This window comes from Longitalea arenae, from assembly GCF_016924755.1.
Taxonomy (GTDB): Bacteria; Bacteroidota; Bacteroidia; order Chitinophagales; family Chitinophagaceae; genus Niastella; species Niastella arenae.
In genome coordinates this window covers 56,103-75,783 of the sequence record NZ_JAFFJX010000004.1, presented here as the reverse complement: position 1 = coordinate 75,783, position 19,681 = coordinate 56,103, and the positions used below count along the sequence as shown (strand labels likewise).

Sequence of the window (19,681 nt, the reverse complement as noted above, 5' to 3'; positions counted from 1 at the left end):
TTCAGGTCAAACTTGTTGCAAGCTAGTGAGGCAGCGCAATCATTGCCGAGCCAAGATTGCCCATTGCCTATTGCCAGTTGCCCATTGCCTATTGCCCATTGCCCATTGCCCATTGCCCATTGTCCATTGCCCATTGCCAGTTGCCCATTGCCCATTGCCAGTTGCCCATTGCCCATTGCCCATTGCCGATTGCCCATTGCCTATTGCCCATTGCGCATTGTCCATTGCCAGTTGCCCACTGCCGATTGCCCATTGCCTCATCTTAACTACGTCCAGGTTGGTATTTAACCAAGGTTTGCTGGTTCAAAACGGAATGCGAAAAAGACATGAAGCAATCCAGCATCAGGCAGCAATGAGTACAGGAAAAAGCGACAGCTAGGTAGCACCGCATAAGAAAAAGTCCCCCGGTATTCCGGAGGACTCGTTCATTTCATAGGTGGGTATTATTAGTAACCGGGATTCTGATCCAGGTTTGCATTCAGTTTTCTTTCTGACGTAGGGATCGGGAATATTCTTCTGCGGATATCTTTATTCATACCAGGTGTATAACCCGAAGTGGCTACATCGCCAGGAATAGGATATTCCACTTCATACTTGCCAAAACGGATCAGGTCGTTGCGGCGCCAGTTTTCCCAGTGTAATTCACGGCCGCGCTCATCGAGCAGTTCATCGAGTGTAACGGAAACGGCTAGTGGCGCTTTTGCCCGGGCGCGTATTTTATTGAACAATACGAGCGCTGTTTGCAGTTCGCCGTTTACGGTGGTAGCGGAGGCGCCACGTACGATGGCTTCTGCTTTCATTAAATAGATATCTGCCAGGCGGAAGATGGGCATATCGTTACCGCTCATGCGGGTAGCCGCTGTTGTTGATTTATCAGGATAATATTTTATAGAACGAACGCCCATGCAACGGGCCAGGTAATCATTGCCTACATCGAACGGTTTTTTACCGGTCATGATGATGGGTTTGGTGATCTCCAGTTGCCAGGTTGTATCGTTATTGGTGCCGGTATAGCTGGCATCCAGGTCTTTCTTTTTGATCTTTATGGTGAACGGTGTACCATCCCAGTTATACTGTTTGCCGATCAGCCAGGTATCGTTGCGTTCATCACCGGCCAGGTTGAATTTGTCGTGAAATTCGGGGGTGGTGCTGATGGAGATACTCAGGTTGCTGGGTACGCCGTATTTAGGCCATAAATAAGCCATAAACGCATGGCGGGTGAACTGGTTACCATCCAGCTGCAGTGCGTCATAAGGAATGGCAAAAATAGTTTCCGTAACATTCGGGCCATTGTCAGGCGCAAATACCGATGCGTAGCTGGCATCGAGCTTATATTGGGTATTGGCAATAACACTGTCGCACATAGATACAGCTTCCTGGTTACGGGCAGCGCCTGTATATACTTCTGCATTGAGGTACATTTTGGCCAGCAGCGCATATACCATCGCCTGGGTCGGATGTCCGTACGTTAAGGTGGCGTTATTGGCGTTTTTAACAGGCAGGTTCTTCACCACCGCTTTGAGGGTTGATTCTATATATTGAAAAACTTCCGCCCTAGATCTGGTTTTAGGCAGGGCGAGCACCGGGAAGGTGTCAACAATGGGAACATTGCCATAGAGGTCCATCATAAAGAAATAGAACAGCGAGCGCATAGCCTTTACTTCGGCAACGGCATTGACGCGAACCGGATCTGTTTCTGCCAGGGTTGAATTGGCAATATTGCTCAATACGCGGTTACAGGTATTGATGGCGCCGTATCCCCATTCCCACACATCCTTTACGTTCGGGTGATCTGGGGTATAGGTGTGGTTATGATGCTGGCGGTACTGGCCGCCATCATCATAGTTACCATCACGGCCAGGTAATATTACCTCATCGGTGGTGAGCTCCTGCATGCGGAAATATTCGATGGCGTATTTACTCGCGAGCTGCGTGTAGATGGGGCCGATCAGCGCCTGGTAGTCGGCCGCTGTTTTTGGAAAATTGGTATCTATGTATTGTGATTCCGGAGTAACATCCAGTTTGGTACACGCACCAGCTGCCAGAGCGATAGCTGATAATGCGATTACAATCTTTTTCATAATTATTTATGTTGCGTGAACTTATTTTGTTTGAATACAATAATGAAACAGCATCCGCTTAGAACGTAATGTTGGCGCCGATGATGAAGGACCTGGTCTTCGGATAAAAGTTCTTGGCATCGATGCCCGGAGTAAGCCCGCCGATATTGATCTCAGGATCGATACCTCTGTAATCAGTGATGGTAAACAGGTTGTTGCCAGATACATAAAAACGCATTCTGCTGATCGCCTTCACTTTTGTTTTCACGGTATAACCCAGGGTGGCATTATCCATACGGATATAAGTGCCATCTTCGAGGAAACGGTCTGAGGTGAGGTAGGCAATGTTATCAGTGAATGCTTCCCCTTTGGTGAACTGGGGAATATTGTTGTTTTTAGAATCGGCCGGGCTGTTCAGTTGGGCCAGGGTATTGTTCAGGATCTTGTTACCCGTCACTCCTCTTAAGAAGAAATTTAGGTCGAAATTTTTATAACTGAAGCTGTTGTTCCAGCCAAACATCAGTTTAGGCTGTGCATTACCGGCAATAAAATAATCTGAAGTGAGTGGCTGGCTGGCAATGGTCTTGCCATCTGCTGTAAGGAAGGTGCTGGTGCCGGCATCGTTCTTACCCATATAATGCCAGAGGCTGAAAGTGCCCAAAGGCTGGCCTTCCATGATCACCTGGCTCCAGTTGCCTGATTGGCCTTTACCGCCCAGGTAAGCTGTGGGGATAGAGGTTAACGCAGGGAATTTGTCATTCGCCAGTGAAACCACTTCGTTCTTATTGTGTGAAAAGTTTAGCGAAGTGTTCCAGTTGAAATCTTTGGTAGTAACCGGTGTGGCATTCAGGCTTACTTCAATACCTGTATTCTTCACCTCACCCACATTGGCAGTGAGAGTGTTTACAAAATACTGGGTGGTTGATACGGGATAGTTATAAATAAGATCAGAGGTGTTTTTGATATAATAGTCAATAGAACCGCTCAGCCTGTTATTCAGTACGGCGAAATCTAGACCGATATTGGTCATCGCGGTGCTTTCCCATTTCAGGTCCGGGTTTTCGTTCTGTACAGGTAATAAACCGGTAGGATACTGGCCATTCAGATAGAAGCGGCCACCGGAGCTGTAGCGTACGATAGAGGTAAAGGCATCGAAACCCAGGGAGTTACCCGATACACCGTAACCGGCTCTCAGTTTCAGATCATCGAAGATCGTCTGGTTGCTCATGAAAGACTCCTGGATAATGCGCCAGCCCGCAGAAACAGCCGGGAAATAACCCCAGCGGTTGTTCTTACCAAAGGCAGAAGAACCGTCGTTACGCAATGATACCTGTAATAAATACCTGTCGTCGAACTGGTAATTGATACGGCCATAATAAGAGATCAGGCGCAGAGTACTGATAATGGGGTTATCAAATCTAATGTTACCTACAATGTATGGGTTACTCACATACATATTGTAGAAGGTAAGCAGGTCGTTGGTATAACCCTGGGTTGAAACGCCAAAACCGTCACCCACGCGGTCCTGTTGCCAGGAATAACCACCCAGCAATTTGAAATTATGACGGCCAAAGGATTTATCGTAGTTAAAGAAAGATTCAATGACCTGTTTGGTATTTTCATAGCTGCCGCGGTAAGCGCGGCCATTAGCGCCTACTGCCTGCCCGGAGTAAACATTGTTGTAAACGTTCCGGGTGGTTTGTTCTTTCTGGCCTGAAATGCTGAGGGTATAAATGAGTCCTTTCAGGATCTTCACTTCGGCCAAACCAGTCAACAGGGTCTTTTCTTCTTTGCTCTCCAGTACGTTGTTGGCCAGGATGCCCACGGGGTTTAAATAACCACCGCGGCTGAAATCTTCTGTAAAGGAACCATCGGGGCGGCGAACACTTACTGTTGGCATATAGGTAAGCATGTTACCGAATAAAGCGCCCTGATCAACATCTTCTTTTTTGGTGGTGCTGTTGGTCAATGATACACCCAGTTTCAGGCGTTCGTTGAAGAATTTGCTTTCCAGGGTACCCCGGGCAACAATGCGTTTCAGGTTCGAGTTCTTAACGATACCCTGGTTGTCGAAGTAGTTGATGCTGGCGCCAAACAAGGTATTGCCTTGCGAGCCATTAAAGGCCAGGTTATGGTTATGCGAAATTCCGGTGCGCATTACTTCATCCTGCCAGTTGGTGTTAACACCACTGTCGTTATATTGTGATAATAAGGTTTGTCCGTTTTTGGCCAGGTACTCCCGCAGTTCATCACCGCTCAACATATCAATTTTATTCGATACGGTCTCGACGGCCACATAAGGATTGTACGACAAGCTGGTATGACCTTGTTTTGCTTTGCGGGTAGTGATCATAATTACCCCGTTGGCAGCGCGTGAACCATAGATGGCGGTAGAGGAGGCATCTTTCAGCACATCGATAGATACGATATCGGTAGGGGCTACCAGTTCGAGGCTGGCGCCGGGCACACCATCGATCACATAGAAAGGTTCGTTGGCGCCTTCACGCAGGGTAGAAGGGCCGCGCAGGATAACGGTAGGCCGTACGTTGGGGTCGCCGCTGCGGGCGATGTTCAGGCCGGGCACTTTACCCTGCAGCAACTGCGTGGGTGAACCAGTTACTACCTGGTTGAAGTTTTCGCTGCTGATGCTGGTAATGGAGCCGGTGATATTCCGTTTGCTCGAACGGCCATAACCGGTTACCACTACATCGCTTAATTGTTTCGATTGCAGGACCAGCGCAACGTTGATATTGGTTTGATTTCCTACTGATACTTCCTGCAGCACGTATCCTATGGAAGTGAATTGTAAAACTGCTTTTTTGGATGGAGCGGCGATCTCGAAATTTCCACCTTCATCGGTCATTACCGAGCGGCCGCTTCCCTGTACCGTAACGCTCACATTGGCTAACGGTACATTGTTATCACCTGTAACTTTTCCTTTAATTGTGCGATCCTGTTGCTGGAAGGCTAAAACCGGCAAGCTCATTAACAACATCAAGGCTGTTAATAGCGCCAGGTTTGTTTTTTGTGCAAGCGGGAAACAAAAAAAACGCATGATTTTTTTTCTCATAATAAAATGTTTGGTGTAATGAGATGTTAACCAGGGAACCCTCTATAAATTTAATTTTAAAAGCGGCCAGCTCCGTTAGTGATAGGAAAAGATGGTTTATTTTTTTTGAAAAGCGGTGCAAAGGGAAACTTTCGATGTTACTAAAATGTGAACCGTAGATTAAATTTTGGTTGTAAAAGGCGCGTGGTAAGTGGCGAGTGACGAGTAGGGAAAGCAAGTAGTAAGTAGCAAGTGGCGAGTAGGGGAATACAGGAAAGCGAGTGGTAAGTGGTGAGTGGTGAAAACAAAACGAGTGGCGGGTAGGAGTGGGGAAACAGGGAAGAATAAACGGAGGGAAGCGGGTGGTCGTGCGTGATAAATATCCTGCTAGCCATTTACCACTGACCACTAGCTGTTCAGCGCTTGTGCCAGGCGGAAGCCCCGGGATCTACCTGGGGTTCCGCTGGACTTTGTAATGTTTGCGTAGGTACAAACATATGCGTAAAAACCATAACGGGCTTACGAATCAGGGAAAACAAATTATTAATTCCGAAATAGTATTTCCACTTATGTGAACCAGCTATTATAAATCATACCTTTGGATACCGGTTATGGTCCTGTTGAAATGTGCATATCCCGCCTGTTGTACCATCCGCGTCTATAATATATTGCATGAAAACGCTGAAAGATCATATTAAACGCAGCATTTCCGTTTCGGAGAATGAGTTGACGCATATGGTGCAGTTATTTCAGCCAATGACCCTCGAAAAAGAGAGCCATCTGATCAAAGCGGGGCAGTATTGTGAAAATTATTACTTTGTTGAAACCGGCTCGCTACGGGTGTATACGATGGTTGATAACCTGGTGGTCACCAATTGGTTTGCTTTTGAAGGGAATTTCTTTACTGATCTTGAAAGTTATACTTATGAATGCCAGGCCAAATTCAATATCCAGGCCATTGAGAACTGCTCTATATTATATATATCCAGAAGTAATATGAATCTGCTGTTGGGACAATATCCCGCCTGGGGTGAGCTGGTGCGTAAAACCTGGGAACATGCATTCCTCCGGCTTACGCAGATCGTACTGTCAGTACAAACCATTTCCGCCAAAGGCCGTTACGAGCATTTGTTCAATCACCGGGACTTCATTCAAAAGACCCCGGCGAAAGACCTTGTGGCGCTTTTGGGAAATCCGGATCCTTCCATGAGCAAGAAGTAAAAAGCACCTGTAAGCTTCATCCATCCGTCTTGCATTATTAGAAAGTTGAATCAGGCCAGACTGGCTCTTCAGGTGCAATCGAAATCCTGTCCGACAGCGCATGGTCATGTTAATTAGACAAGCTCAGGTGGTGCATCCACCAAACGCAGACAGGCTCTAAAAGGTCTTGATTTAAGAATAATAGATCAGGTTCGCCCTTTTTTCCTGGTACTCTTCATCAGAGATCTTTCCCTCATCTCTTAGGTCTATCAGTTTTATCATTTCTTCCAGCTTGTTGATGGTTGGCTTTACCGGCTGGTTGATGGCCTGGCTGCCTGACCGGTTGCTGCCTGGTGTTTTCACGAGCAACGCAAAGAGGATCAATGCAAGGGGAACTATCAGCGAGAGCCAGAGGCCATTGCCTGAAGATACTGTTCCAAATGCCGCCACTACGATACCAACGACCGCTACAATTAAAACAAGCCGGCGCTGTTTGTGCATGATTAAGTTCATAAGTACACGTTTATAATGAAGAAATGGTAGTTCGTTTTGAAACAGCAGTAATTTTCCACCATCAGCCGGGGCAGCTCATTCATTGGGATGGGAAACAGAAAACGTAAAAAGCGTACAAGTCTTTCTATGGTGGTTATTTAACAGCAGTGCAGCTTTCCTGGGGAGGGAGATGTTCTTTCTAAGTTACTAAAAATAGTTGAAAACTGACAAGTTAACTTCAGGAGTAAATATTCAGATCGCTGTCGTTTTTATTCCTCTTGTTATTTAAGAAAAAAGATAATGCAAGGCCGACCAGGAGAATGCCGGTGACTATGGGAAAAGCTATGGAATGCATAATGCCGTGTTTTTCATGATTAGACGGTTAACAGCGGCGTATATTGTAATGGTTTGTAAGTTTTTGGTTAATAGGAGTGCCACACTTTTAAGGTGTGGCACTCCTGAATAGCGCACTGAAAACCGCGCCCTGGTTAGCGCTTGATCAGTTTCTTCGTTATCGTTTCTTTGCCGGTATTTATTTTAATGAAATAAACGCCCGTGCGTAAACTGGTGATATTGATGTGCTGGCCGCTCATGATGCGCGGGGCACTGTAGACAATAGCGCCATTTACGTCAAGGATCTTCAGATCGAAAGATTCACCCATATTGCCATACCGGATAACCATTTCATCGTGAACCGGGTTAGGCAGGATCTGCAGCGAAGCTGTAAACTCCGTAAATGGAATCGCGCCCTCTTCCACGCCGGGGGCCATGGTACGGGCAGCCGCCGCCTGGCGAACCACCACGGAGCTGGTCCAGTCGTTCAGGTTCACCGCAGTGCCTCCGGAAAGTCCTACGTTTACCAGGCAGGTGGTATTGCTTCTGAACAAATAGGCCGGACCGGCGAAATTGTTATCTCTGTACAGGATCACTTCATAACCGCTGTTCACCTTTAAGGAAGAAACATCATCGTTGATAGCGCCAAGAGCCATTAACTGGTTCACCGTGTAGGTACCCACCGGCAGGTTAATGGCATAGCCGCCGTAGTTGCAATGTTTATACACGATAGCACCGGGTGGGTTGTTGATGATAAAATTCACCTGTGCAGTGGCTTGTCCGCCGCGATCGTCTGTTGCCACCGCCCTGATGGTATAGGTGCCGCCAGATGCATTCGACCAGGTAAATGAATATGGACTGGTAGCATCTTCCCCCAGTTTCGTATTGCCATTGAAGAATTCCACTTTGCTGATGGCGCCATCACCATCCGAAGCGCTGGCATTGATGGTAATAGTGGCGGGCGCGGTATAGGTGTTGCCACTGGCCGGTGAAGTGATGTTTACCGTTGGCAGGGTATTGGTCACCGAGCGGATGCGCAGCGATGCCGCGGAATCATTCCAGCCGCTGCTTACCAGGCAGGACACATCTCCTGTATAACCTGCAAAGGCGCCGGTGAAATTGTCGTTCTTATACAGCACCACTTCAAAACCGGGTGATATTTTAATGGAGGAGATGTCTTTATTGGTAATGCCGCGTGCTGTGAGTTGCGCGGTCGTATAACCGCCTTCATTTAAACCGATGGCAAATGTACCGGTGTAGTTGCAATCTTTATAGAAGATGGCAATGCCGCTTGGGGTAGAACCGCCGGCCACCGTGCCCGTTATGGTATACGCGCCCAGCGAGCCGTAATTGGAATAACCGGTAGTGGCGGGATTGCCGGAACCCGTACCCGTAACCGAGACGTAATAGGTGCCTGCGGCCAGCGTAGTGCTGATGCTGGCATTGAGGGTAGTGGGGTTGGAACTGGTAATCGCGGTTCCGTTCATATCGTATAAAGTGGCGAGAATGTCCAGGCCGGGATACCAGGTATTGGCATTGAAGCTAAGGTTCACATTACCGCCGGCCGTATTGAAGGAGAACATATCCACATCGCCGGTACGTTCAATAACACCGGAATTGTTCACTGTACCCGAGGCATTGATGGTAAGTGCAGTAGCTGCTGACACCGAGTTGCCATAATCATCGGCCCGGTAGCCAACTCCATAAGTGGCGCCGGCGATCATGGCCAGATCATCCTGCGTAGTGCTGGGGTTTGCATATTCGCCCTTACTCCATTGCACCAGCGATTTATAATAACCAACACCCATGATGGGCGCCCAGTTGCCCTGGCCCTGGTAATAGTCTTCATCGGGGCTCGTTCTGCCATCGTGCGCAAGGCCAAAGGTGTGGCCCACTTCATGGGAACCGGCTTCACCCGCCGCTCTGGCGCCACTGTTGAAGACCCAGCAGGGTGTTTCGTCATTCCATCTGAACGAACCCAGATAAGCTACCCCGCCGGCTCCCGGGGCAGCTGTATTGGTAGGTGTAAAAATGCAACGCATTCTTTTCGTTTTTGGATACGTATTAAAAACGGCCTCACTGGTAGTCACATTCAAATGAAAAGGACGAAAATCCTCGCTGATCAATCGCCATACATTTTCCTTGTCAGCATCTGAGAGGTTAGCCGGGGCTGCATTGATAGGATTCCCGTTGTTCCAGCCAGTACCGGAAACATATTGCCCGTCGAAATCGAGCAACACACAACCATTGCCGCCGGGATAACTTTGCAGGTCGGTAACCGCAGCCACTGCATTGGCTGCCGGTTCATTAATGCCTGCCTCGTCGCCGGCCGTTGTAGCCGCTTTGTTATAATCGATACAAACTACCTTATCGATATCGGTTTCTTCTACAAATACAGCACCCTTCTCATCTGAAAAATATGTGTACGCTTTTTTGGTATTCCGCAGGAGGATATGACCAATCACAGACTTGCCATCGATCATCAGGTAGAAGGAACTGTTAGGCACATTTTCAATGCTGCCGGATAATTGTTCTGACTGTGTGCCCGTTGACCGGCGAAAATTAATGGCTGCTGGTAAGGTGAGCGAGGAAGAAATTCTTAATTGTAAAAGACTTTTACCATTCGGTTGTTTTGTTTTGAGTAACTGGTTGCGATAGTCGTTCAAGACATTCGAGCTATTGCCGATCGGAAAACGTTTGTCCTGCCCGTATGTTACGGAGCCTATAGCGCAGAGGCCTGCCAGCAGGTACAGATTCAATTTTTTCATGTTGGTTAATTAAGGTATCGAATAAGTGTAAAACGAAACCCTGTCAGGCAAAAACCTTTCCAGGTTGCATACATATTTTTGTATATGTATGCCGGGGGTTTAAGCTGACAGGGTGTATTAATTAATCAGCGGGCTATATAAATTGCCTACTTAATGAACTGACGGGTGATCTTATTGCCATTCTTTGAGAATACCAGGGTATAAACGCCGGGCGCTAGCGAAGATACATTGATCCTGTTGGAAGCAGCGCGGCCCGATAATACCTGTTTACCGTTGATATCAAAAATGTTGATAATTCCACCAGACAAAGATTCTCCACTTATATTCAACTGTTGTTTTACAGGATTGGGGTAAATGGTGAATCCTTTACCGGTTTGTGTCGAATTGCCGTTCTGGTTGTTTGCGACTTCAGCGCGGGCTGCAGTGGTTACTGGCGTAATACGAACCCAGTTCAGGTTCCAGCCGCCTGCCTGTGCATACACACCGAAATTGTACGTGCCGGCATTGATGGTGACGTTATGCGAAACGGTTGTCCAGTTCTGCCAGCCACCGGTAGATGGAATATCTACCTGGCCCAGTTGAATGGTACCAGCGTTCAGATCGCAGGAAACACGGCCGCCGCCATTGAGGCTGGCAACACGGTATTCTACTTTATACGTGCCGGTGACGGGGAAGGTGATATTGTAGAAGGCCATCCAGTCGGCAGCATCGATCCAGCCTACGTTGGAACCGCCGCCTGCATCTGTAGTAGCTTCTATTTGCACACCCGCCATGCTGTTATAGTTTTCAGCCTGGATCAGGATGCTGCCGGGTGGGGGAGGATTTGTGCCACCTCTTTGCAGCACAACTTCATGAATAGCCGATAATAATGAATTAGGATTGCCGGCGTTAAAGTCGCCCGACAGTTCCCAGATCATTACACCATTGCCCTGATCAAATGCCAGGTTCGTTTTGTTTTTGATGGTAGTGATACCATTATAGTATACACCATTGAAAACATCGGCATATGGGTTAGCGCCCCGGTTCACCAGCTGTGCATAAGTTTCCCAACTCGGCCGGCCATAGAAGGGAACACCCAATACACATTTTTCTTTAGGCAAACCACGGCCCCGCCAATAGTTCATTGACTGTTGCGCATAGCTGAAATTGGAATGATCGCCGTTGTTGGCATCATAAGCCATCAGGTTCAGGAAGTCAACCACATTGAACACGCCGTTCAGAATGCTGCCGCCGTTCACGCCTACCACCGCCGCCGTCAACAGTTTGCCGCGGTTGTGCATTTCAGTGGAGAGCTGGGTCATCAGCGCAAGATAATTGTTGGCGGAAGCGCCGGCATCGGGATATTCCCAGTCGATATCAACGCCATCGAGGTTATACTGGTTAACCAGGTTGATCATGTTGTTCACGAAATTGGTGCGGTAAGTAGCATTGGCGGCAAATTGCTCGAAGCCGCTGTCATTACCGTCGTTCCAGCCACCTACAGAGATCATAACCTTTACGTTATTGGCATGGGCTCTTGAAACCAGCGCCTGCAGTTTGCCGGGATTGTCCAGTCCCTGCAATCCGCCGGTAGCGGTTGGTAGTATAAATGCATAGTTGATGTGGGTAAGCTTATTGTATTGTACGGTATTTACATCGCCCGCCCACGAAGGCATGTAACCGATCACTTTGAACTGCGCTGTAACGCGTTGCACAGCGGCAAATAGAAGCACAAGCAGGAAGATCCTTCCCGGTAGATTTCTCGTCATGATTTCAGATTTTAAAAGTTGGGATTTTATTTCACGAACTCTTTGGTGATTGTTATGTGGTTTTTAGTGAATACAAGCGTATACACGCCGGGAGATAATTTCGACACGTCAAGCTGGTTGCCGGCCGGTCTTGCAGTCAATACCTGTTTACCATTGATATCGAAGATGCGGATGAGGCCGCCTGCCAGTGATTCTTTGCTGAGGATGTTCAGTTGTTGTTTAACCGGGTTGGGGTAGATCGTAAATCCTTTACCAGCCTGCACCGGATGATCGGTAAGGTCATTCACCATTCCGTTTTGTGCAACCCTTGCCGTTGATAGCGGCGTAATGCGGATCCAGTTCAGGTTCCAGCCACCGGCTACGGCAAAGATCCCGGGGTTATAAGTGCCGGCGTTTACCTGTACATTGTGAGAGATGGTGGTCCAGTTCTGCCAGCCACCGGTGGCGGGCACATCGAGCTGGCCCAATACAATGGAACCTGCGTTCAGGTCGAGTGACAGACGGCCGCCGCCATTCAGGCTGGCTACGCGGTATTCAATTTTATAAGTGCCGGTAGCAGGGAAATTAACAGCACCATAAGCCATCCAGTCGTTGGCATCTATCCAGCCTACGTTCTGGCCACCGCCAGCATCGGTTGTAGCTTCCGTTTGAACGCCTGACATGCTCGTATAGCTTTCAGCCTGGATCGTTATGGCGGTGCCCGGGTTGCTACCGGCATCCTGGTACACGCGTACATAATCGACATACATTTTTGCAGGGAAGCCATTCGGGTCGATATTAAAGCCGGGCCAGTTGCCGCCCACCGCCATATTCAATAAAATAAAATGGTTGTTGTGAAATTCACTGGTGCCGTTCACACCGCCGCCAATATACATTTCATGGAATTTAACGCCATCGAGGAACCAGCGGATATAATTGGCGTCCCACTCAACGCTGTAGATATGATAATCGGTCACTGTGCAGGCGGTATTGCCACTGAAGGAAGCATAGTTGTTGTTATGATCTCTCCAGTGTGGGGTGCCGTAAGTTCTGTTTTCGGCATTGATGTGCTCCATGATATCGATCTCACCACAGTCGGGCCAGCCTACGGTGGTAATATTATCGCCCAGCATCCAGAACGCAGGCCAGATGCCTGAGAATGCCGGCATTTTAATACGGGCTTCTATTTTGCCGTATTTCCATGACTTTTTGCCCTGAGTTTTCATGCGGGCAGACGTGTAATTAAAACCGCCAAAGGACTCGCGTTTTGCAGTGATCACGAGCTGACCGTTTTCGATGGCGGCATTTTCGCGGCGGTAATATTCCAGTTCATTATTTCCCCAGCCGCTGCTGCCGTTGCCGGTCTCAAAGACCCAGTCGGCGCCAATGCTGGTGGTAAATTCGTCTTGCCATACAAGCTGCCAGTTCTGTGCCTGGGCATTTTTCTGGAGAGTGGTTAGCGCTCCCAGTAAAAAGGATGTTAGTAGAAACTTTTTCATTTGTAACAATTTGGTGTTTTATAATAGTGAATCGAGAAACATGAATGGTCAATGGCCAATGGGCAATTGGCAATGGGCAATCGACAACCATCGATAATTGACAATCGGCAATAGACAATGCTCAATCGACAATCGGCAATAAACGATTGGCAATAGAGAGCCGCTCGCAGCGGTGCTGAGAGTAACCGGTAAGGGTAACGGGTAACCGCAACCTTTTGTGACCAGGGTCAACATCAGATAATCAAAGGGGAAGAAATGGCTATAACTAAACAGTATCAGGGAAGCGGGCAGTGCCCACTCAGTGCTAAGGGATGCAACTACAACTTAATTACTGTTACAGGTAAGTGATTGCTGCGAAGAAGGTAAGGCAAAAATCACTCCCATTTACTGATATCGCTAAATCGTTTGTAATGTCAAAGCTATACATGATTATCATGATGAAAAAGAGTAAAATTACTCGATAATTACATTAACAGACGATCAGGCACAGGTCCTGATTATCGAACCTATAACAATGATGTAATGTGATATCTTAAGAAGAACTTATTTATTTTTTGATGAATTGTTGCCATACATGTGTTCAGCTTTGAGAATCAATTTAACAGTAACGGATACCATTAATGTGGAAAAAAATAAAACTGTTTTACTAAACAGAATATTTCAAAGCGCTTTTACTTTGCACTTGCTTCTGCAACTATATTACTGCATTTACAAATTACCTTCTTCACCAATTATTGTTGAACGCTGAACGCTTGCTAGCGTTTTAGCTTTACCTAATGCTTAACATTAAACGTTTAAGGGCGAATGCCTGCTATACGTTTTGTTTGCTAAAGCTACACGTTAAATGTTTAAGGGCGAATGCTGCTATACGTTTTGCTTTGCTAAAGCTAAACGCTTAGCCTTCGCAGCAATCGATCCGCGTTAAGCGTTTCGCGTTCCGCATCCTATTTATGTATTGTTAATCTAAAAAATGCCTTACAGTATGAAAGCGTTGTCTACCCTCCGCAAAAAGCGCCGCTGGCGATGTTTGCAGTATGTTCATTTGGCTATTTTGTTTTGTTTGTTTTCCACCACCCATGCGCAGGTCAGTCCTTCCGTTCCGGCTACCACCGCACAACACACGAAACAGGTGATCGGTTATATTACCCAGTGGGATGCCTGGAAGGAAGTGTCGAACCTGGTTCCCAAAGGCGGCTTCAATCATTTGAATGTCGATTATTCTCAGTACACCATCCTGAATTTTTCCTTCTTCGGGGTAGCCAGAGATGGTTCCTTACACAGTGGTGATTTTCGTAATAAGAATATTTACCAGGTAGGTGCGGTGCAGGAACCGGCGCCCCTGGTCAACGAAGATATTTACAGCAGCTGGGACCTGTTCCTGTTATATGGCGAGTTGGAAACATTATATTTTGTTTCCGATGGCAGCTATGCTTACAGCCTGGGTTATCGCAATGAAGGCAGCGGCTGGCGCAATGTGAATACCGGCAGAAGTGGCGCCTTCCCTTTGTCGATCCATAAACAGGGTGGAGCGCCCGGTATACTTGAGCTTGCCCATTCAAAAGGGGTGAAAGTAATGGCGTCGATCGGGGGCTGGAGCATGTGTAAACATTATCCTGAGGTAGCTGCCGATGCAGCCAAGCGGGCCAAATTCATTGCGAATTGTAAGGAGCTGATCGCAATGGGATTTGATGGTATTGATTTCGACTGGGAATATCCCAATGATGCCGGTATGAATATCGAGCATTACAGCACGGCTGATTATAATAATTTTGCCACCCTGCTCGAAGAATTGCGCGCCGCTATCGGCAGCAGCAAACTGATCACTTCCTGTTTTGCCGCCTCGCCCGCAAAGCTCAGCGGTTTCAACTGGACCCGCATGAACAGCGTGCTGAATTACATGAATATGATGACCTATGACTATAATGGCGGATGGAGCAATAAAGCAGGTCATAACGCCCCATTGTACGATTATCCCGGGATGGAATACCAGGGTTTTTCCCTGGATGGAACGGTGCGGGGTATTCGTAACCTGGGCATCAATATGAGCAAGGTGAACCTCGGCGCTCCTTTTTATGGAAGAGGTGTGATCACCAGTGGCGCCGCTGCGCTGAATGCGCCTACTACCAAAAGGGCGGAGACCGTGCAACCCGATGGTCCTATTCAAACCTGTGCCGACTTTACCAACTGGCAAAGAGACCTGTGGGACGGTACGCCTCCTTACAGCTATATTTTGCAGGCAACCGGCAGTGGCTCCGGCTGGACCGACCATTGGGATGATGTTGCCAAAGTGCCTTACAAAACAAAAGGCAACTATTTCCTGAGCTATGATAACGAGAGATCCATTGAAGCGAAAGCGCAATATATCAAGGACCAGGGACTGGCGGGGGTGATCATCTGGCAGGTGTATGGCGACATGACGGAGATGACCAGCAGCACGGTGGCAAAAGGCAAACTGATCTTCTGCCCCAATACCAAATCGAAGCTGGTGAATAAGATCAACCAGGTGTTCGCCAATGGCAGCACCGGTGGTAACCAGGCGCCAACGGTGTCGGTTACGGCGCCCGCCGATAACGCCACATTTACCGCACCCGCCAGCATAACGCTTATGGCGAATGCAGCCGATGTTGATGGCAACATTACAAAAGTAGAATTCTTCAATGGCAGCACACCTATTGGTTCTGCTACTACTTCTCCTTATACGGTCAACTGGAACAATGTAACTGCAGGCAGCTATTCAGTTACAGCGATTGCTACAGACAACAGCGGCGCTACTACCACTTCTTCGGCTATTGCATTGACGGTAAACCCTGACAATGGCGGTGGCAATGGTGGTAATAAGGTGATCGTAGGTTACTGGCATAACTGGGGCACTACCACAGGAACACCTCCTTATATCCGTTTGCGTGATGTGAACCCGAAATACAATGTAATACAAATAGCCTTTGGGGTTACCGCTGGCGATCAGGCTACGGTCAGCTTCACACCGGAGGGCACTTCAGTAGCTGATTTCAAAGCTGATATCGCTACCCTGCAATCTCAGGGCAGAAAAGTACTCTTATCACTCGGAGGTGAGAATGGTGTGCTGCAGCTGCCTACGGCTGCGGCCAAAACTGCCTTTGTGAATTCAATGAAGTCGCTGATGGATCAATACAATTTCGATGGATTTGATATTGACCTGGAAGGCGGATCGAACCTGGTGTTGAACAACGGCGATAATAATTTCATGAATCCAACAACGCCTAAGGTAGTCAATCTGATCGCTGCCTGTAAAGAGATCATTGCCTATCGCAAGGCCGCAGGCAAAGATTGCTGGTTGACAATGGCTCCTGAAACCTATTATGTTCAGGCTGCTTATGCATCTACCTACTCTCCATTGGTGGGCGCTTACCTGCCGCTCATCTATGGTTTGCGCAATGAATTGACCTTCATTCATCCGCAATTGTACAATACCGGTCCAATGACAGGTATGGACAACAAGAATTACGCTTCAGGCAATGCAGATTTCATTGTGGCGATGACAGAAATGTTGTTGACTGGTTTCCCGGTAGCTGGTACCAGTCAGACTTTCCCGGCCCTGCGTGAAGACCAGGTAGCTTTTGGGTTACCGGCTATGACCTCAGCAGCGGGCTCTGGTTACACCACACCAGCGAATGTTAAGAATGCGTTGAACTACCTCATGAAAGGCCAGTCTTTTGGCGGTGGCTATGTAATGAGAAAAGCCAGCGGCGGTTATCCCGGACTGAGAGGTATCATGACATGGTCTGTTAACTGGGATAAAGCCAACGGCGATGAATTTGCCAATAATTATTACGAGTATTTCTTTGGCAATACCGGTGGTAATAACAATGCGCCCGTGGTAAGCATTACATCACCTGCGAACAACGCCAGCTTTACTGCACCGGCTACCATTGCTATGACAGCTTCTGCCAGTGATGCAGACGGATCTGTAAGCAAGGTGGAATTCTTTAACGGTGCAAGCAAATTAGGGGAAGCTACTGCAGCTCCCTACGTTTATGCCTGGAGCAATGTAGCCAATGGCACTTATATATTAACTGCCAAGGCAACGGACAACAAAGGCGCTGTAAGCACTTCGGCTGCTGTAACCATTACGGTAGGCACAGGTGGCGGCACCGGTTGCAATGGCATCGAAGCCTGGAGCGCTGCCAGGGTATATGTAGCTCCGAACCAGGTTGTATATAATAATAAAGTGTATGAAGCCAAATGGTGGACGCAGAATGAGCAGCCTGATCTGAATACCGGAGATGGTAAAGTATGGAAATACATCAGCGATTGCAACGGCGGGGGTAATAACAACGTTCCTGTAGTAAGCCTGAGTTCACCGGCCACTGGCGCTAATTTCCCTGCTTCTGCCACCGTTACTATAACTGCTACTGCCAGTGATGCGGATGGTTCAATAAGCAAAGTAGGGTTCTATAACGGCGGTACCTTATTGGGGGAAGTAACTGCTGCGCCATACAGCTATACCTGGACCAATGTAGCTGCTGGTTCTTATACCATTACTGCAAGAGCTACGGATAATAGCGGGGCGGTTACCACCTCAGCTGCGGTAACTATTACGGTTGGTGGAAGCACAGGCGGCAATTGCGCCGGGGTGGCTGAATACCAGCCCTATCCAAAAATTTACAGCAAGGGCGACAAGGTTACCTACAATGGTAATTTGTACGAAAGCCAGTCGGATGCCCTGTACAATGTAACACCCGGCACAGCGGACTGGTGGTGGAAACCATTAGGCGCCTGCAGTGCTGCTTCGTTGGCCAGTGCTGCTACCAACATGGCAACAACTGTTGGCGGCGCTTCTGTCGTGCCCAACCCCATCAACGGCAGCCAGGCCCAGGTATTAAAATATGCAACCGCCGGCGACCAACTGATCATAGAAGTGCAAAGCGCGCGTGGGTATGTGGTGAGCAGCCGTTCTTATACTGCTGCTGTAACCGGTGTAAATGCCATATCAATTCAAACCGGTGGATTGGCTAAAGGCATCTGGATCGTTCGCATTACCAATAAGAACACAGGCAATGTGAGTACAACGCGGTTGGTGAAACTATAGGATCCCGAACTGTGTGTGGCCAAAGCGATGTGTAGTGAAGTATTGGAGTGATTCCTGGTTTCACGCCATAACACAGGTTATTGGAAAACCAAAGTAGAAGGTCCAGGGGTCGGGATCTCAGGTTCAAGCTGAATGCTTGGCCCGGGTCCTGCACCCCGGGCCTTTACTTTTTAATTGTATTGCTGTTGGTTCTACATGCCGCCGCGTGGAGTTCTATTCATTATCCCATTTGCACATTGTCGAATTTGCTATTGGGCTTTTGCTCATTGCTGCCGCGTGGAGGTGTATTCATTATCACATTATCACATTGATCTTCTACTCCTTCATTTCACTCACCAGCCAGGTGATAAGGGCGCCGAATAAAGCGATCAATGCAATGGACCAGCGCAGGTTGAACGCTTCGGCAATAAAACCAACGGCTGGCGGAACAATCAAAAAGCCAAAATAACCAATGGTAGAAACACCTGCAATGGCGGGCCCGCCGCTCATGTGTTTGATCTTACCCGCCATGCTGAAGACCATGGGCACTACACATGAGAGTCCAAAGCCAGTCATCATAAAACCCAATGCGGTTGTAATGGTATAAGGAAAAACAGCCGCCAGCAACAGGCCGGTCAGTATTAACAGACCACTGTATTTGAGCATATTTTTTACGCCGATGGTATTAGACAGTTTATCACCGGTCAAACGGCCGATGGTAATAGCAACCATATAAATAGCATAGCCAGCCGTTGCCATTTCCTTGGAAGCAAACACCGCTTTTCTCAGGTAGATAGCGCTCCAGTCATACATGGTGCCTTCACAGGCCATGGCCGCAAAACAAATGAATCCCAGTTTCAGCAGGGCTTTATCGGGCATCCTGAACTTTGTTTTTTGTAAGCGCTCATGGGGTTGCGGTTGCTGGTGTACAGTGTCTTTAAAGAAATATACACACAAGCTCGTTAATATAACGCACACGCCGAGGAAATGCCAGGAGGGGGGAATGCTATAGCTCACCAGCAGCGAACCGATGGCCGCTGCGGCAAAACCGGCAATACTCCAGATGCCATGAAAGGTGGTAATGATACTGCGCTCATACATGGCCTGTACACCGATGGATTGTGCATTCGCCGAGATATTGAACAGGTTGCGGGAACAGCCGAAGAAGAACAAGACCAGCACGAGCTGCCAGGTTTCTGTAGTAAAACCTACCAGGCATAACATGATGTTGAAAATGACGGCCCCGGTAAACATCGTATACCTGCTGCTGATGCGGCGCAACAGATAACCCGTTACCGGTAATGTGCACATGAGACCGGCAGGCAGGGCGAACAACACGGCGCCCAGTTTACCTTCACTTAAATGTAAATTTTGTTGAATGGTTGGAATACGGGAAGCCCAGGAAGAAAACCCAAAACCCGACACGAAAAAGAATACCGCCGTAGCAATTCTGGATTTTCGGGGGGAAACATTGATCGGTGCACTACTCATAGATAAAACAACGAG

The 19,681-nt window shown here is 48.0% G+C and carries 10 protein-coding genes; 2 read left to right on the top strand and 8 right to left on the bottom strand.

The genetic code is table 11. The features are described from left to right. Positions 1–88: 88 nt before the first annotated feature. From JT717_RS11110 to JT717_RS11100, 3 genes are all read right to left on the bottom strand, one after another. Positions 89–253, bottom strand: a complete 165-nt coding sequence (locus JT717_RS11110; protein ID WP_205510542.1) for a hypothetical protein — start codon at positions 251–253, stop codon at positions 89–91. Between the two features lie 193 nt (positions 254–446). Beyond that, complete coding sequence (locus tag JT717_RS11105; RefSeq protein ID WP_205510541.1) at positions 447–2,081, bottom strand: RagB/SusD family nutrient uptake outer membrane protein; 1,635 nt, start codon at positions 2,079–2,081, stop codon at positions 447–449. A gap of 58 nt (positions 2,082–2,139) precedes the next feature. Continuing rightward, on the bottom strand, positions 2,140–5,130 hold the full coding sequence (locus tag JT717_RS11100; RefSeq protein WP_240348014.1) for a SusC/RagA family TonB-linked outer membrane protein: 2,991 nt from the start codon (positions 5,128–5,130) through the stop codon (positions 2,140–2,142). 651 nt (positions 5,131–5,781) lie between these two features. On the opposite strand from JT717_RS11100, the gene JT717_RS11095 reads away from it, so the two are divergent. Next, positions 5,782–6,330: a Crp/Fnr family transcriptional regulator gene (locus tag JT717_RS11095; protein ID WP_205510540.1), complete on the top strand. Its 549-nt coding sequence runs from the start codon at positions 5,782–5,784 to the stop codon at positions 6,328–6,330. 171 nt (positions 6,331–6,501) lie between these two features. Here the strand turns inward: JT717_RS11095 and JT717_RS11090 are convergent, their stop codons facing one another. The 4 genes from JT717_RS11090 to JT717_RS11075 form a co-directional block, all read right to left on the bottom strand. Next, positions 6,502–6,822: an SHOCT domain-containing protein gene (locus tag JT717_RS11090; RefSeq protein ID WP_205510539.1), complete on the bottom strand. Its 321-nt coding sequence runs from the start codon at positions 6,820–6,822 to the stop codon at positions 6,502–6,504. A 467-nt stretch (positions 6,823–7,289) separates the two neighbouring features. Next, positions 7,290–9,902: an Ig-like domain-containing protein gene (locus tag JT717_RS11085; RefSeq protein ID WP_205510538.1), complete on the bottom strand. Its 2,613-nt coding sequence runs from the start codon at positions 9,900–9,902 to the stop codon at positions 7,290–7,292. Between the two features lie 146 nt (positions 9,903–10,048). Then, positions 10,049–11,650 (bottom strand): glycosyl hydrolase family 18 protein, encoded by a 1,602-nt coding sequence (locus JT717_RS11080; RefSeq protein ID WP_205510537.1) that lies wholly within the window; start codon positions 11,648–11,650, stop codon positions 10,049–10,051. 26 nt (positions 11,651–11,676) lie between these two features. Next, positions 11,677–13,128, bottom strand: coding sequence for a carbohydrate-binding protein (locus JT717_RS11075; protein ID WP_205510536.1), 1,452 nt, complete (start codon positions 13,126–13,128; stop codon positions 11,677–11,679). A gap of 982 nt (positions 13,129–14,110) precedes the next feature. Between JT717_RS11075 and JT717_RS11070 the strand changes: the two genes are divergently transcribed. Continuing rightward, positions 14,111–18,196, top strand: a complete 4,086-nt coding sequence (locus JT717_RS11070; RefSeq protein ID WP_205510535.1) for a glycosyl hydrolase family 18 protein — start codon at positions 14,111–14,113, stop codon at positions 18,194–18,196. A 315-nt stretch (positions 18,197–18,511) separates the two neighbouring features. On the opposite strand, the gene JT717_RS11065 is transcribed toward JT717_RS11070, so the two are convergent. Next, positions 18,512–19,666, bottom strand: coding sequence for an MFS transporter (locus tag JT717_RS11065; RefSeq protein WP_205510534.1), 1,155 nt, complete (start codon positions 19,664–19,666; stop codon positions 18,512–18,514). Positions 19,667–19,681: the final 15 nt, after the last annotated feature.